The 15,991-nt window shown below is 65.1% G+C and carries 16 protein-coding genes; 15 read left to right on the top strand and 1 reads right to left on the bottom strand.

Annotated features, from left to right (window positions below; translation table 11 throughout):
- Positions 1-2 precede the first annotated feature (2 nt).
- The 15 genes from HB681_RS24225 to HB681_RS24155 all read left to right on the top strand — a co-directional run bounded on the left by HB681_RS24225 (position 3) and on the right by HB681_RS24155 (position 15,388).
- Positions 3-428, top strand: a complete 426-nt coding sequence (locus HB681_RS24225) for a PaaI family thioesterase (protein ID WP_213957420.1) — start codon at positions 3-5, stop codon at positions 426-428.
- 25 nt (positions 429-453) lie between these two features.
- Positions 454-2,118, top strand: coding sequence for an AMP-binding protein (locus tag HB681_RS24220; protein ID WP_213957419.1), 1,665 nt, complete (start codon positions 454-456; stop codon positions 2,116-2,118).
- Positions 2,119-2,291: 173 nt separating this feature from the next.
- Positions 2,292-3,914, top strand: a complete 1,623-nt coding sequence (locus tag HB681_RS24215; RefSeq protein WP_213957418.1) for a carboxyl transferase domain-containing protein — start codon at positions 2,292-2,294, stop codon at positions 3,912-3,914.
- 21 nt (positions 3,915-3,935) lie between these two features.
- Complete coding sequence (locus tag HB681_RS24210; RefSeq protein ID WP_213957417.1) at positions 3,936-4,448, top strand: DinB family protein; 513 nt, start codon at positions 3,936-3,938, stop codon at positions 4,446-4,448.
- Positions 4,445-5,248, top strand: a complete 804-nt coding sequence (locus HB681_RS24205) for an enoyl-CoA hydratase/isomerase family protein (protein ID WP_213957416.1) — start codon at positions 4,445-4,447, stop codon at positions 5,246-5,248. Before HB681_RS24210 ends, HB681_RS24205 begins: the two co-directional genes overlap by 4 nt.
- Positions 5,249-5,273: 25 nt before the next feature.
- On the top strand, positions 5,274-5,945 hold the full coding sequence (locus HB681_RS24200) for a DUF4126 domain-containing protein (RefSeq protein ID WP_213957415.1): 672 nt from the start codon (positions 5,274-5,276) through the stop codon (positions 5,943-5,945).
- Between the two features lie 11 nt (positions 5,946-5,956).
- Positions 5,957-8,038, top strand: a complete 2,082-nt coding sequence (locus HB681_RS24195) for an acetyl/propionyl/methylcrotonyl-CoA carboxylase subunit alpha (RefSeq protein WP_213957414.1) — start codon at positions 5,957-5,959, stop codon at positions 8,036-8,038.
- Positions 8,039-8,174: 136 nt separating this feature from the next.
- The gene (locus tag HB681_RS24190; RefSeq protein WP_213957413.1) at positions 8,175-9,380 is read left to right on the top strand and encodes an AAA family ATPase; all 1,206 of its coding nucleotides are present in this window, start codon (positions 8,175-8,177) and stop codon (positions 9,378-9,380) included.
- Positions 9,377-9,976, top strand: coding sequence for a DUF4276 family protein (locus HB681_RS24185; protein ID WP_345944736.1), 600 nt, complete (start codon positions 9,377-9,379; stop codon positions 9,974-9,976). The genes HB681_RS24190 and HB681_RS24185 overlap by 4 nt, the downstream gene beginning before the upstream one ends.
- Before the next feature lie 6 nt (positions 9,977-9,982).
- Entirely contained in the window at positions 9,983-10,924 is a 942-nt protein-coding gene (locus tag HB681_RS24180; protein ID WP_213957412.1) for a glyoxylate/hydroxypyruvate reductase A, read from the top strand.
- 75 nt (positions 10,925-10,999) lie between these two features.
- Complete coding sequence (locus HB681_RS24175) at positions 11,000-11,920, top strand: hydroxymethylglutaryl-CoA lyase (RefSeq protein WP_213957411.1); 921 nt, start codon at positions 11,000-11,002, stop codon at positions 11,918-11,920.
- Positions 11,921-12,081: 161 nt separating this feature from the next.
- Entirely contained in the window at positions 12,082-12,570 is a 489-nt protein-coding gene (locus HB681_RS24170) for a YbaK/EbsC family protein (RefSeq protein WP_213957410.1), read from the top strand.
- Positions 12,567-12,869 (top strand): DUF1289 domain-containing protein, encoded by a 303-nt coding sequence (locus HB681_RS24165; protein WP_345944735.1) that lies wholly within the window; start codon positions 12,567-12,569, stop codon positions 12,867-12,869. Before HB681_RS24170 ends, HB681_RS24165 begins: the two co-directional genes overlap by 4 nt.
- Complete coding sequence (locus HB681_RS24160) at positions 12,866-13,507, top strand: 2-hydroxychromene-2-carboxylate isomerase (protein WP_213957409.1); 642 nt, start codon at positions 12,866-12,868, stop codon at positions 13,505-13,507. Before HB681_RS24165 ends, HB681_RS24160 begins: the two co-directional genes overlap by 4 nt.
- Positions 13,508-13,699: 192 nt before the next feature.
- Positions 13,700-15,388 carry an MFS transporter gene (locus HB681_RS24155; protein ID WP_213957408.1) on the top strand — a complete coding sequence of 563 codons (1,689 nt, stop codon included), beginning with the start codon at positions 13,700-13,702 and terminating at the stop codon, positions 15,386-15,388.
- 93 nt (positions 15,389-15,481) lie between these two features.
- Here the strand turns inward: HB681_RS24155 and msrA are convergent, their stop codons facing one another.
- A complete protein-coding gene (msrA, locus tag HB681_RS24150; protein ID WP_213957407.1) occupies positions 15,482-15,988 on the bottom strand; it encodes a peptide-methionine (S)-S-oxide reductase MsrA in 507 nt (168 codons plus the stop codon).
- Positions 15,989-15,991: the final 3 nt, after the last annotated feature.

The following is a 15,991-nucleotide window of genomic DNA, read 5'->3' as shown; positions in this document are numbered from 1 at the left end:
GCATGGTGACCGATGAACTTCGGCAGCGCATCGCAGCCAGCTTCGACAAGCAGGGCCTGATGGCGACCCTGGGCGCCCGGATCGTCCGGGTGGCTGCCGGTGAAGTGGACATCGAACTGCCATTTGCCGCGGCGTTGTCGCAGCAGCATGGCTACGTCCATGCAGGCGCCATCACGAGCGTGGTCGACAGCGCCTGCGGCTATGCGGCGCTGACTGTCGCGCCACCGGACTGCGGCATCGTCACGGCGGAGTTCAAGGTGAATTTCCTGCGACCCGCCATCGGCCAGCGCTTCCTGGCGACGGGCAGGGTGCAGAACGCAGGCAAGCTCATGACGGTGTGCACGGGCGAGGTCCGTGCCATCACCGATGAAGGCGAGGGCAAGGTGGTGGCATTGATGCAGGCCACCATGGTCAACGTGCGCCAATGAAGCCATCACAGAGGAGACATCCCGGATGAACCCGACAACCAGCCTGGCCCACGGGGCCACCGACATTGCGCTGATCGAGCAGACCATCGGCGACTTCTTCGACGACATGGTGGCCAGGCAGGGCGACCGCGAGGCGCTGGTGAGCCGCCACGAAGGCAAGCGCTTCAGCTACCGCGAGTTGCAGGCCGAATCCAACCGGCTGGCCAGCGCATTGCTGAACCTCGGCCTGGTGCCGGGCGACCGCATCGGCATCTGGTCGCACAACAACGCGCCGTGGGTGCTGTTGCAGATCGCGACCGCCAAGATTGGCCTGGTCCTCGTCAACATCAACCCGGCGTACCGCACGTCCGAGGTCGAGTACGCGCTCAACAAGGTCGGCTGCAAAGCGCTGGTGTCGATGGCGCAGTTCAAGACCAGCGACTACCTCGGCATGCTGCGCGAACTCGGCGCCGCCAAGCTGCCGTCCTTGCTGCACACGGTGTGGATCGACAAGCCGGGCGAAGGCCCCAAGCAAGGCCTGCTGCGCTTCTCCGACCTGCTCGCGAGCGGTGACCCGGCCGATCCACGCATCGCGCAGATCGGCAAGACATTGAAGGCGACCGATGCCGTCAACATCCAGTTCACCAGCGGCACCACCGGCTTTCCGAAGGGCGCGACGCTGACGCACCGCAACATCCTGAACAACGGCTTCTTCATCGGCGAGTGCATGAAGCTCACGCCGGAAGACCGCCTCTGCATTCCCGTACCGCTGTACCACTGCTTCGGCATGGTGCTGGGCAATCTGGCCTGCCTCACGCACGGTTCGTCCATCGTGTACCCGAACGACGGCTTCGACCCGCTCACTGTGCTCGAAACGGTGCAGGCCGAGAAGTGCACCGGCCTGCACGGCGTGCCGACCATGTTCATTGCCGAGCTCGACCATCCTCGCTTCAAGGAGTTCGACCTGTCGAGCCTGCGCACCGGCATCATGGCTGGCTCGCCGTGCCCGACCGAGGTGATGAAGCGCGTGGTCGAGCAGATGCACCTGCGCGAGATCACCATCGCTTATGGCATGACCGAGACCAGCCCAGTCAGTTGCCAGAGCAGCACCGACACGCCGCTGGCCAAGCGCGTGTCGACCGTCGGCACCGTGCAGCCGCACATCGACATCAAGATCGTCGATCCGGAGACGGGTGCGGTGGTGCCGCGCGGGCAGTCTGGCGAGTTCTGCACGCGCGGCTATTCGGTGATGCTGGGCTACTGGGAAGACGAGGCGAAGACCCGCGAAGCCATCGACGCCGAGGACTGGATGCACACCGGCGACCTCGCGACGATGGACGACGAGGGCTACGTCAACATCGTCGGGCGCATCAAGGACCTTGTGATCCGCGGCGGCGAGAACATCTACCCGCGCGAGATCGAGGAGTTCCTGTACAGACATCCGAAGGTGCAGGACGTGCAGGTGGTCGGCCTGCCTGACAAGAAGTATGGCGAAGAGCTGTGCGCCTGGATCATTTCCAAGCCCGGCCAGACCGTGAGCGAAGACGAGGTGCGCGACTTCTGCAAGGGCCAGATCGCGCACTACAAGGTGCCGAAGTACATCAAGTTCGTGCCGGAGTTTCCGATGACGGTGACCGGCAAGATCCAGAAGTTCAAGATCCGGGACGCGATGAAGGATGAGCTGGGCTTGAACGAGGAGAAGACGGCATGAATGCGGACTTGACCGTACGCGAAGGGCGCGAAGGTACGCGAAGGACGCGAAAAAGGCAAAAGAAGGAGAAACAAGTTTCTTTGGTTTTCTTTCGCGTCCTTCGCGGTACCTTTGCGTCCTCTGCGTCCGGTACCCGCATTTCCTGACGCCCTCCGTACAGAACAACACCACCCATGAGCAAACTCGAATCCAAACTCAACCCCCGTTCGGCCGACTTCCAGGCCAACGCCGCTGCGATGCGCGCCTTGGTCGATGACCTGCACAAGCAGTTCGCGAAAGTCGAGGCCGGCGGTGGCGAGGCCGCGCGGGCCAAGCACGTGGCCCGCGGCAAGCTGCTGCCCCGTGACCGCGTGGCCGAGTTGCTCGACCCCGGCACGCCCTTCCTGGAGATCGCGCCGCTCGCTGCGCACGCGATGTACCTCGACGGCAAGGGTGTCGAGTCCGCACCCGGCGCCGGCATCATCGCCGGCATCGGCCGCGTGAGCGGGGTCGACTGCATGATCGTCTGCAACGACGCGACGGTGAAGGGCGGCACCTACTACCCGATGACGGTGAAGAAGCACTTGCGCGCGCAGGAGATCGCCGAGCAGAACCGCCTGCCGTGCATCTACCTCGTCGACTCGGGCGGCGCCAACCTGCCGAACCAGGACGAGGTTTTCCCCGACCGCGAACACTTCGGCCGCATCTTCTACAACCAGGCGCAGATGAGCGCGCAGGGCATTCCGCAGATCGCGGTGGTGATGGGCTCCTGCACGGCAGGTGGCGCCTACGTGCCGGCGATGAGCGACGAGTCGATCATCGTGAAGAACCAGGGCACGATTTTCCTGGGCGGCCCGCCGCTGGTGAAGGCAGCGACCGGTGAAGTCGTCACGGCCGAAGACCTCGGCGGCGGCGACGTGCACACGCGGCTCTCCGGCGTGGTCGACCACCTCGCGCAGAACGACCTGCATGCGCTGGCGCTCGCACGTTCGGCCATCGCCAACATCAACCGCAAGGATGCGACCGACGCGCCGCACCCCGGCGTGGCCGCGCCGGACTTTCCGCGCGAAGAGCTGTACGGCGTGATCCCGACCGACACGCGCAAGCCCTTTGACGTGCGCGAGATCATCGCCCGCATCGTCGACGCCAGCGAGTTCCACGAGTTCAAGTCCCGCTTCGGCGCGACGCTGGTCTGCGGCTTTTCCGAGATCGAGGGCATGCCGGTCGGCATCATCGCCAACAACGGCATCCTGTTTTCCGAGTCGGCGCAGAAGGGCGCGCACTTCATCGAGCTGTGCTGCCAGCGCAAGATCCCGCTGGTGTTCCTGCAGAACATCACCGGCTTCATGGTCGGCCGCAAGTACGAGAACGAAGGCATCGCGCGCCACGGCGCCAAGATGGTGACGGCGGTGGCCACGGCCAATGTGCCGAAGTTCACCATCATCATCGGCGGCAGCTTCGGCGCGGGCAACTACGGCATGTGCGGCCGCGCCTACTCGCCGCGCTTCCTCTGGATGTGGCCCAACGCGCGCATCAGCGTGATGGGCGGCGAGCAGGCCGCGAGCGTGCTCGCCACGGTCAAGCGCGATGGCATCGAGCTCAAGGGCGGCCAATGGAGTGCCGAAGAGGAAGAAGCCTTCAAGGCGCCGATCCGCCAGCAGTACGAGGACCAGGGCCATCCGTACTACGCCACCGCGCGCCTGTGGGACGACGGCATCATCGATCCGGCCGATACGCGCCGCGTGCTGGCGCTGGGCCTGTCCGCCGCGCGCAATGCGCCGATCCCCGAGCCGAAGTTCGGCATCTTCCGCATGTGATGGATGCAAAGGGAGGTCGCGATGCAGCTCCAGAAATACTTTGCCTCGCTCGCGCGCTATCACGCGTGGGCGACGGCGCGGTTGCTCGACACCAACCTCGCGCCGATCAGCGACGACGAGTGGCATCGCCCCAGCGGCCTGTACTTCGGCTCGGTGCATCGCACGATCAACCACCTGCTGGTGACCGACAACATCTGGTACGCACGCTTTGCCGAGAGCCATTCGTTGCGCCTGCCACTGGACACCGAGCTGCACGCCGATCGCGAATCGGTGGTCGCCGGGCTCGGCGCTGCCGTCCAGCGTTGGTCGCCCTGGATTGCCACGCTCGATGCGCCACGTTTCGAAGGTGAATTGATCTACACGCGCAACAACGGCGAGACGGTGCACATTCCCTTCGCGCCCGCGCTCGGCCACGCCTTCAACCACGCGACCCATCATCGCGGCCAGCTTTCGGCCGCGCTCACGGCCATGGGCCGGCCCGGCCCTGAACTCGACTGGGTCTACCTTCTTCAACAAAAGGCACGCGTCTCATGACGACCGCTACGCTTCCTTCATTCACCACGCTCGAAGTCCAGGCCGAGGGCCCGGTCGCGCGTATCTGGCTCAACCGGCCCGAGCTGCGCAATGCCTTCGACGAAGTCGTCATCGCCGAACTGAGCGCGGCCTTCGCGGCCGTGTCGGCGATGGCGGCGGTGCGCGTGATCGTGCTCGGCGCACGCGGCCCGGCGTTCTGCGCCGGCGCCAACCTGAACTGGATGCGCCGCGCCGCGGACTTCACGCGCGAGCAGAACATCGCCGATGCTGGCGGGCTCGCCCGCATGCTGCGCGCCATCCACGAATGCCCCAAGCCGGTGGTCGCGCGCGTGCAGGGCGACGTGTATGCCGGCGGCCTGGGACTGGTCGCCGCCTGCGACATGGCGGTGACTGCCGACACGGCCTGGTACTGCGTGAGCGAAGTGAAGATCGGCCTCATCCCCGCGACCATCAGCCCGTATCTGCTGCGCGCGATGGGCACGCGCGCGGCGCAACGCTACTTCCTGACGGCCGAACGCTTCACCGCGGCCGAGGCGCATCGCATCGGGCTGGTGCATGAAGTGGTCGCTGCCGATGCGCTGGATGCCAAGATCGAGGAACTCGTCAAGGCGCTGTGCAATGCCAGCCCCGCGGCCGTGCGCGCCTGCAAGTCACTGATCGCCGACGTCGCGGGGCGGGAGATCGACGACGCGCTGATCGCGCAGACCGTGGACGGCATCGCCGACATCCGTGCCAGCGAAGAGGGCCGCGAAGGCGTGCAGTCCTTCCTGCAGAAGCGCAAGCCTTCGTGGCTGACGTGACGGCCACACAGCGGCGCACGCCCTCATGACCTCGCTCGACATGCCACAGCTGCTCGCCCTGGCCGGCGCCATCGGCTGGGCCAGCGGCGTGCGCCTCTACCTGGTGATCCTGCTCGTGGGGCTGGCCGGCTTCTTCGGCTGGATGCCCTTGCCCGGCGGGCTGCAGATGCTGTCGCATCCGGTGGTGCTGGCGGCCAGCGGCTTCATGGTGTTTGTAGAGTTCTTTGCCGACAAGATCCCCGGCCTCGATTCGCTGTGGGACATGGTGCACACCGTGATCCGCGTGCCGGCCGGCGCGGCGCTCGCGGCCGGCGTGTTCGGCGCGGACAACGGTGCGATGGCGCTGGTGGCTGCGGTGCTCGGCGGCGGGCTCGCGGCGACGGCGCACACCGCCAAGGCGACCACGCGGGCGGCCATCAACACATCGCCGGAGCCGTTCAGCAACGTGGGCGCCTCGCTGGTGGAAGACAGCCTGGTGCCGGCCAGCCTGTGGCTCGCGGTGGCGCACCCGGTGGTGTTCTTCATCGTGTTCGCGATCGTGCTGGTGATGAGCGTGTGGCTCATCCGCAAGAGCTGGCGATTCCTGCGCGGGCTCGTCAGCCGCGTTCGCAAGATCTTCAGCGGCAAGCCGGACCCGGGCGTGGTGCCGGCGTTCCAACTCAAGAAACCCTCCTCGGAAGACAAGTCCCATGTTTAGGAAGACCCGCCATGTTTAAGAAGATCCTTATCGCCAACCGAGGCGAGATCGCTTGTCGGGTTGCGGCCACCGCACGCCGCATGGCCATCCGTACGGTCGCCGTGTATTCCGACGCGGACGCCCATGCCAACCATGTGCGTGCCTGCGACGAGTCGGTCTACCTCGGCGGCAGCGCCCCGAAAGACAGCTACCTGCGCTGGGAAAAGATCCTCGAGGCCGCAAAGGCCACCGGCGCCGAAGCCATCCACCCCGGCTACGGCTTCCTCAGCGAGAACGAGGAGTTCGCACAAGCCTGCGCCGACGCGGGCCTGGTCTTCATCGGGCCGCCGCCGTCGGCGATCAAGGCGATGGGCCTGAAGGCCGAGTCCAAGCAGCTCATGGAAAAGGCCGGCGTGCCACTGGTGCCCGGCTACCACGGCAGCGAACAGGATCCCGCGCTGCTGCAGCGCGAGGCCGACCGCATTGGCTACCCGGTGCTCATCAAGGCCAGCGCGGGCGGCGGCGGCAAGGGCATGCGCGCGGTCGACAAGTCGGAGGACTTCGCCGCGGCGCTCGCGTCGTGCCAGCGCGAGGCGATCAACAGCTTCGGCGACGACGCGGTGCTCATCGAGAAGTACGTGCAACGCCCGCGCCATATCGAGATCCAGGTGTTCGGCGACACGCACGGCGACTGCGTCTACCTGTTCGAGCGTGATTGCTCGGTTCAGCGCCGGCACCAGAAGGTGCTGGAGGAAGCGCCCGCGCCGGGCATGACCGAGGCGATGCGCGCGGAGATGGGCGCCGCGGCGGTGGCGGCTGCGAAGGCTGTGAACTACGTGGGTGCTGGCACCGTGGAATTCATCGTCGAGCAGCGCGATGGTGGCGCGACGAGCGCCGCGCCGGGCCGCCCCAAGCAAGCGAGCACCCCCTCGGGGGGCAGTGAGGACACGTCAGTGCCGAGCGTGGGGGCCAACATGTCCTTCTTCTTCATGGAGATGAACACCCGCCTGCAGGTCGAGCACCCGGTGACCGAAGCCATCACCGGCCTCGATCTCGTCGAATGGCAACTGCGCGTCGCCTCCGGAGAGCCGTTGCCGCTCAAGCAGGAGCAACTGCAGATCCACGGCCACGCGATCGAGGCGCGCATCTGCGCCGAGAACCCCGACAACAACTTCCTGCCCGCCACCGGCACGCTGCACGTCTACCGCAAGCCGCACGCGACGGCCTTCCAGCGCAGCCGCGTGCGCATCGACGACGGCGTGCGCGAAGGCGGCGAGATCTCGCCGTTCTACGACTCGATGATCGCCAAGCTCATCGTGCACGGCAGCACGCGCGCCGAGGCCCTGGCCCGGCTCGACGCCGCGCTGGCGCAGGTGCACATCGTCGGTGTGGCAACCAACGTGCAATTCCTGCGCGGCATCCTCGCCACCGATTCCTTCGCCCACGCCAACCTCGATACGGCATTGATCGAACGCGAGCGCGCCGTGCTGTTCGACCGCGAACCGCTGGGCTTGCCTCTCGCCGCCGCGGCAGCCATCGCGCGCCAGTGCATCACCGAATGGCCCGCGGCCATGCCCGAGCCCTTCGCGCGCCGCGACGGCTTCCGCGCGCTCGGCGAATACAAGCGCCGCTTCGACTACGAGTTCCGCGGCGAACCAGCGTCGGCCACGCTGACCTACAAGCGCGACGGCAGCTTCTGGCTCGAAGCCGGCGGGGTCTCGGGTGCGCTGGTGGTCGGGCAGTTCCCCTCCGGCGAGTTCGAAGTCGAGTTCAACGGCGGCCGCCATACCCTGAACGTCTACGAACGTGATGGCAGTTCGCACGTCTTCGCGGCGCAAGGCGCTACGAAGATCCTTGCCGTCGACCGTCTCGCGCATGCCGGCGACACGCAGGCCGAAGGCGGCCGGCTCACCGCGCCGATGCCCGGCAAGGTCGTGTCCTTTGCGGTGAAGGCCGGGGACAAGGTCAGCAAGGGCCAGCCGCTCGCGGTGATGGAAGCGATGAAGATGGAGCACACCATCGCCGCGCCGGCTGATGGCACCGTCGAGGAACTGATGTTCGCGCCGGGCGACCAGGTGGCCGAGGGCAATGAGTTGCTGCGCATCAGCGCCTGATTGGATCGAGTGGCATCGAGTTCGCCCTTCTGCTTCAGAATGCCGGGTTGCCGGAGATACTCCTCCCCTTAAATTTGCTAGGCGCAAACGCGTTGGGCGTCGATCGGGCGCCAACGAAGAAGGCAGTTGTCCATCAATGAGTCAAATCCCATTCCTGACGCGCGTCGTGCTTCGCAACTACAAGAGCATCGGTGCTTGCGACGTGCGTCTAGGCCCGCTGACTTATCTTGTGGGCGCGAATGGCTCCGGCAAGAGCAACTTTCTCGATGCGCTGCATCTCGTGCGCGATGCATTGTCGTCGTCCCTGGACAATGCACTGAACGAACGCGGGGGACTCACTGAAGTCCGGCGAAGGTCCAGCGGCCACCCGACGCACTTTGGAATCCGAGTTGAATTCGTCTTGCCTGACCTAAGACTGGGTCACTACGCTTTCAATATTGGCGCATTGCCCGGCAGAGGCTATGAAGTACAACGTGAGGAATGCGCTGTGGGTGGGGCGAGCGGCGGCCCGTTCTACAAAATTGAGCGGGGCCAGTTATTGGCCAGCAGCGAGGCCACGTTTCCGGCTGTCACGTCCGATCGCTTGGCACTCGTCAGCGTTTCAGGCCTGGCGGTCTTTCGACCCGTCTTCGATGCATTGATTGCGATGGGGTTTTACAACCTCAATCCCAAACTCATGCGTGAACCACAAAAGCCTCAGGACGGTCGCTTGCTCAAGCCCGCTGGCGAAAATATCGTCAGTGTGATTGGCCATCTCGAACGAGTCGCCCCGGAGAGCATGAGTTCGATTCAGGAGTACCTTCAAACGGTCGTTCCGACGGTGCAGGGCGTGCGGCGGGAGCAAATGGGACCGCTGGAGACTTTGGAATTTCGGCAGGACATGGCAGGTTCAAAGCATCCGTGGCGATTCCCGGCCCAGAACATGTCGGACGGCACCTTGCGCGCATTGGGAGTCCTTACAGCACTCTTCCAAGCGAATCGAGACTATGCGCCTTTGCTGGTAGGTATCGAGGAGCCTGAGACTGCATTGCACCCCGCCGCAGGTGCAGCATTGCGCGAGGCGTTGCTGCAGGCCTCGCGGGGAACCCAGATCATCGTCACAAGTCACAGCCCCGATCTACTGGACGACCGCGACATTGATCCCGCCCATTTTCTGGCGGTGATCTCTGAAGGTGGCGAGACTCGCATAGGTCCGCTGGACGAGGCATCGAAGTCAATGATGCACAAGCAGCTTTTCTCTGCCGGGGAGTTGCTGCGCCTCAATCAGCTTGAGCCCGATCGCGCAATTCTCAACGCGCAGTTGCAGAAACAGGCCGAATTGTTCGGCAATTCCACACCGTGATCACCGTTGCTTCGATTGTGGAGGGCGATGGCGAAGTCCTCGCTTTGCCGGTGCTGTTGCGACGCCTGCAAGTATGGCGAACGCCCGAAGTGCAAGCGGATATTCTTCGCCCGATTCGTGTTCGACGAGACCAGTTTCTCAACAAGGAATCCGAATTCAATCGACACCTTCAGTTGGCCGCCGCGAAATGCGGAGAGTCAGGCTGGATATTGATTCTGATGGATGCCGACGACGATTGTCCGGCGGACAAAGGCGCCGAAGTCCTGAAGCGAGCTACGGAACTCGCGCCTCACCGCAGACTCGGCGTTGTCTTCGCCAATCGGGAGTATGAAGCCTGGTTTATCGCTGCGTCGTCGTCGCTCCATGGTCGCAGGGGCTTTGAATCCCGTGCAGATGACGAGCAAGTGGACCCGGAATCGCCCAGGAATGCGAAGGGTTGGATCAATGACCGCCTCGTAGATGGGACCTACGGGGAAACGACGGATCAGCCAGCGTTCTCGCACGTCTTCGACCTTGAATTGGCGCATCACAGAAGCAGGTCATTTCGCAAGCTGTGCGATGAATGGACCAAACATGCCTTCGCACTCGAGTCTTAGCAAACCATGCGTATCACCGTCTGCCTCACCGACAACAACCGCCCCGAACCTTGGGTCGACAACCTGCGGGCCGAACTGCCTGACGCCGACATCGCGCCCTGGTCGCCGGGCGATGCGCCGGCTGATCACGCGGTGGTGTGGGCGCCGGCGCAGGAGTTCCTCGACGAGCAGCAGACGCTGCGCGGCCTGTTCAACATCGGCGCCGGCGTGGATGCCTTGCTCAAGCTCAAGCTGCCGCCGCAGACCCGCATCGTGCGGCTCGACGACGCCGGCATGTCGGTGCAGATGGCCGAGTACGTCTGCCATGCGCTGATCCGCCATTTCCGCGAGTTCGACGGCTACGAGGCCGACGCGCGTGAAGGCAAGTGGAGCTACCGCCGCCCGCGCGCCCGCAACGACTTCCCGGTTGGCGTGATGGGCCTCGGCGTGCTCGGCGAACGCGTGGGAAAGGCGATCGGCCAGTTCGAGTTTCCGGTGATGGGCTGGAGCAGATCGCCAAAGCAGATCGACGGCATCCGCTGCTTCTCGGGCGACAAGGGCTTCGATGACTTCCTGGCCGCCAGCCGCGTGCTGGTCTGCCTGCTGCCGCTCACCCCCGGGACGCGCGGCATCCTGCGCCGCGACAACCTGCTGAAGCTCAACGCCGGCCAGCCCGGCGGCTACATCATCAACGTCGCCCGCGGCGCGCACCTGGTCGACGAGGACCTGATCCCGCTGCTGGACGCCGGCCAACTCGCGGGCGCGACGCTCGACGTGTTCCAGTCCGAGCCCCTGGCCTCCGACCACCCCTTCTGGCGCCACCCCAGGATCACCGTGACCCCGCACGCATCCGCTCGCACCCAGCGCGAAGAGTCTGTCGCCCAGATCGTCACCAAGATCCGCGCCCTCGAAGCAGGTGCCAGCTTCGACGAATTGCCCGGCGTGGTCGATGCCTCCCGCGGCTACTGAGAACGCAAGGGTGTGCCTGCCGCCCGACACGGGCAATTCATTGCGGGTATCGTTGGTGCCCGCCGGAGAGAGACCATGAAACTACCCACACGCGTGAAGATCGTCGACGTCGGGCCGCGCGACGGCCTGCAGAACGAAAAGCAACCCGTGCCCGCCGAAGTCAAGATCGGCCTGGTGCATCGCCTGCAGGACGCGGGCTTGCGCGAGATCGAGGTCACCAGCTTCGTCAGCCCGAAGTGGGTGCCGCAGATGGCCGACAACGCCGAGGTGATGCACGGCATCCAGCGCAAGCCGGGCGTGCGCTACTCGGTGCTCACGCCCAACATGAAGGGCTTCGAGGCCGCCATCGCGGCGCCGCGAGAGGAATGGCCCGACGAGATCGTGGTGTTCGGCGCCGCCAGCGAGGCCTTCAGCCAGAAGAACATCAACTGTTCCATTGCCGAGAGCATCGAGCGCTTCGCACCCGTGGTGGCCGCCGCGCGGGACAAGGGCATCTACGTGCGCGGCGCGATGTCGTGCACGGTGGGCTGCCCGTACGAAGGCGAAGTCGCGCCCGAGGCCGTGGGCCGGCTCGCGAAGCTCATGAAGGACATCGGCGTGCAGCACGTTGGGGTGGCCGACACCATCGGCGTCGGCACGCCCGTGAAGGTGCAGCGCGCCATCGAGGCCACGCTCGCGCACTACGACATCGACGACATTTCCGGCCACTACCACGACACCTACGGCCAGGCGCTGGGCAACACGCTGGCCAGCCTGGAGATGGGCGTGTGGCAGTTCGACACCTCGTCGGCCGGGCTGGGCGGCTGCCCCTACGCGAAGGGCGCGACCGGCAATGTTGCGACCGAGGACGTGGTCTACATGCTGCACGGCATGGGCATCGAGACCGGCATCGACCTCGACAAGCTCATCGACGCCGGCGTCTACATCAGCGATGCGCTGGGCCGCGAGCCGAACTCGCGTGCGTCGAAGGCGATTCGCACGAAACGCGCGGGGTGAGGCATCCATGAACGCGGACTTGGCCGTACGCGAAGGACGCGAAGGTTTCGCGAAGGACGCGAAAGAAGACAATTCAAGAATGACTTCCTTGCAATCCTTTCGCGTCCTTCGCGGAACCTTCGCGTCCTCTGCGTCCGGCTCCCGTATTCCTTGCCTTGATCATGTGCGGCTCTGAACTTCATTCCCTGCCCGAGGGCGTTCAGCGCGTGGCGCGCGTGTTGCAGGAGGCCGGCCATCCGCATGCGCCGCAAATGCTCGACGATGCCGCCCGCACCGCGCAACAGGCGGCCGACGCGCTGGGTATTGCGGTGGGGCAGATCGCCAAGAGCATCATCTTCCGCCGCAAGAGCGACGAGTCGGCCGTGCTGGTCATCACCTCGGGCGACAAGCGTGTGGACGAGAAGAAGGTCGACGCCATCGTCGGCAAGACGGGCCGCGCCGATGCGGATTTCGTCAAGTCGAAGACGGGCTTCTCCATCGGCGGCGTCTCGCCCTTCGCGCAGGCCACGCCGGCCGTCACGCTGATCGATCGCGAGCTGTTCCGCTTCGACGAGATCTGGGCCGCCGCCGGCCATCCGCATGCGGTGGTTCGACTTGCGCCGCAAGACCTCGAACGCCTGACCGGCGCGCCCGTCGCCGACGTGGTGTGAACGCCGTGCGCGGCGAGGGCGCGGCCGTGCCGGATGCACCGGCCTCGATACGCGACGACGCCGACTTCGATCCGATGGCTGCCCGTGCCGTCGCGGCGCGTGCAGTCGAGGTGGGAGATTCGGAGTCGGTGCCATCGCCATGCACTTCCGTTTGCCGCATCCACGAAGGCAGCGGCCTCTGCCGCGGGTGTTTTCGGACGCTGGCCGAAATCGCGCAGTGGAGTCGCATGGACGACCCCGGCAAGCGCCGGGTCTGGGCCTGCATCGCACGACGCATCGAAGAGGCGACAGCGCCATGAAGCACATCGACTTCTACCTGGATTTCATCTCGCCCTACGCCTACCTCGCGTTCGAGCAACTGCCCAAGGCGCTGGAGGGGCTGAGTTGCAGCGTGGCCTACAAGCCGATCCTGTTCGGCGCGGTGCTCAAGCAGCATGGGCAGCTCGGCCCCGCGGAAATTCCGACGAAGCGCGAATGGACCTACCGGCAGGTGCTGTGGCTCGGGCATGTCCACGGCATCCCCATCGAGATGCCGGCCGCGCATCCGTTCAACCCGCTGGCCCATCTGCGGCTGGCGCTGGCCACCTCGCCGGACGGCAACATCAGCCGCTACGTGGCCGAGACGGTCTTTCGCGAGGTGTGGCGCGGCGGCCAGGAGGCAACTGATGCCGCGCGGCTGGCGGCGCTGGCCGAGCGCCTGGAATTGCGTCGCGAGCCCGGCAGCGATGCGGTCAAGGCGCAACTCAAGGCCAATACCGACGAGGCGCTGTCGCGAGGTGCGTTCGGCGTGCCGGCCTATGCGGTCGACGGCCGGCTGATCTGGGGATTCGACAGCCTAATGATGCTGCGTGCGGCGCTGCTGGATGACCCGTGGTTCGACGGCCCGCAATGGCACGGCGCGGCAGACCGGCCATCGCTGCAGCGGGGCCAACGCTGACACTGAAAAATCGCGCAACCGTGCCATATGGCGGTTTTTCCCAGTGTTGAATTCCGCATCTTGAAACCCTCCCAAGGGGTTTCACCCTAGTTTGTAAGCATCTGTCAGTTTCGCGAAAGTCTCGGGTCAGTCCCAAGGCGAAGAATTTGGCACGGTTCCGACTGGGGCCGCATTCATTTTCAGGAGACGACGATGGCAGCAACACTGGATTCCAGAGGAGTGCCGATAGCCGGGCCGATGACGGCGGAAGAAAAGAAGGTCATCTTCGCTTCCTCGCTCGGCACGGTGTTCGAGTGGTACGACTTCTACGTCTACCTGGCGCTCGCGACGATCATTTCGAAGCAGTTCTTCTCGGGCCTCGACCCGACGGCCGGCTTCATCTTCACGCTGCTCGGCGCCGCCGCCGGCTTCGTGGTGCGGCCCTTCGGCGCGCTGGTGTTCGGCCGGCTCGGCGACATGATCGGACGCAAGTACACCTTCCTGGTCACCATCATGATCATGGGCTTGTCGACCTTCGTGCTCGGCCTGTTGCCCAGCTACTCCACCATCGGCGTCGCCGCCCCGGTCATCCTGATCGCGTTGCGCCTGCTGCAGGGCCTGGCGCTCGGCGGTGAGTACGGCGGTGCCGCCACCTATGTCGCCGAGCACGCCCCCAAGGGCAAGCGCGGCGCCTACACGGCGTGGATCCAGACCACGGCCACGCTCGGCTTCTTCCTGTCGCTGATCGTGGTGCTGGCCATCCGCAGTGCGATGGGTGCCGATGCGTTCGGCGACTGGGGCTGGCGCCTGCCGTTCCTGATGTCGATCCTGCTGCTGGCCATCAGCATCTGGATCCGCCTGTCGCTGAATGAATCCCCCGCCTTCCAGAAGATGAAGGCCGAAGGCAAGACCTCCAAGAAGCCGCTGATCGAATCATTCGGCGAATGGCGCAACCTGAAGATCGTGATCATCGCGCTGCTCGGCCTCACCGCCGGCCAGGCCGTGGTCTGGTACACGGGCCAGTTCTATGCGCAGCTGTTCCTGATCCAGTCGCTCAAGGTCGACCTCGATACCGCATACATCCTGCTGGGCGTGGCGCTGCTCATCGGCACGCCCTTCTTCGTGGTGTTCGGTACGCTGTCGGACAGGATCGGCCGCAAGCCGATCATCATGGCCGGTTGCCTGATCGCAGCGCTCGCCTACATCCCGCTGTTCCACATGCTGACGCAGTACGCCAACCCGGACCTCGCGAAGGCCCAGGAAGTGAACAAGGTGGTGGTCCATTCGAACCCGGCGGAGTGCTCGTTCCAGGGCAACCCGGTGGCACGCGACATCGACTTCACGACCTCCTGCGACATCGCCAAGCGTTTCCTGGCGCAAAGCTCGGTGAGCTACGACAACGCAGAAGTCCCGGCCGGCGCGCCCGCCACCGTGACCATCGGCGACAAGGTCATCACCGCGCCGTCGGCCCTCGTGACGAATTCGCGCTTCGACGCCGACAGCACCAAGAAGATCGCCGACTTCAAGAAGGAAATGGGCGAGTCGCTGAAGACGGCCGGCTACCCGACCAAGGCCGATCCGGCCAAGATCAACAAGCCGATGGTGGTCTTCATCCTGACGCTGCTGGTGATCCTGGTGACCATGGTCTACGGCCCGATCGCCGCCATGCTGGTGGAAATGTTCCCCACGCGCATCCGCTACACCTCGATGAGCTTGCCGTACCACATCGGCAATGGCTGGTTCGGCGGCTTGCTGCCGAGTACCGGCTTTGCGATCGTGGCGCAGACCGGCAACATGTACAACGCGCTGTGGTATCCGATCGCGATCGCCGCGATGACCTTCGTGATCGGCATGATCTTCGTGCGCGAGACGAAGGACGTCGACATCTACGCCGACGACTGATCCAGCCCACGCGGCACCCGGCTGGCCGGGTGCTTCGCAAGAAGAAGCCTCATGCCGCGCGAGCGCCATGAGGCTTTTCACATGGACTTTTCTTCAGGCAGCGGCGCGTCTTGGCAGGCGCCAGCCTTTCCGGACGAAGTGACAGGTATAGCCGTCGGGAAGGCGCTCCAGGTAGTCCTGGTGCTCAGGCTCGGCCTCCCAGAACGTCGGCGCTGGGGTCACTTCTGTGACCACCTTGCCGGGCCAGAGCCCCGAGGCATCGACATCCTGGATGGTGTCGAGGGCCACGGCCTTCTGCGCTTCGCTGGTGAAGAAGATGGCCGAACGGTAGCTGGTGCCCACATCATTGCCCTGGCGGTTCTTCGTGCTGGGATCGTGAATCTGGAAGAAGAACTCCAGCAGGTCGCGATAGCTGATGGCCTCGTTGTCGAAAACGATCTCGATGCCTTCGGCATGCCCCGGATGACTGCGGTAGGTGGGGTGGTCGTTGCTGCCGCCCACGTAGCCCACGCGCGTGGCTTTCACGCCCGGCAGCTTGCGGATGAGGTCTTGCATGCCCCAGAAACAGCCACCAGCGAGCACTGCGGTTTCGGTCGTCATTTG

The sequence above is a fragment of the Variovorax sp. dw_954 genome, from assembly GCF_018449755.1.
Classification (GTDB): Bacteria; Pseudomonadota; Gammaproteobacteria; order Burkholderiales; family Burkholderiaceae_C; genus Variovorax.
Note: the sequence above shows the minus strand (reverse complement) of the source record. Positions and strands in the feature narration are given on the sequence as shown.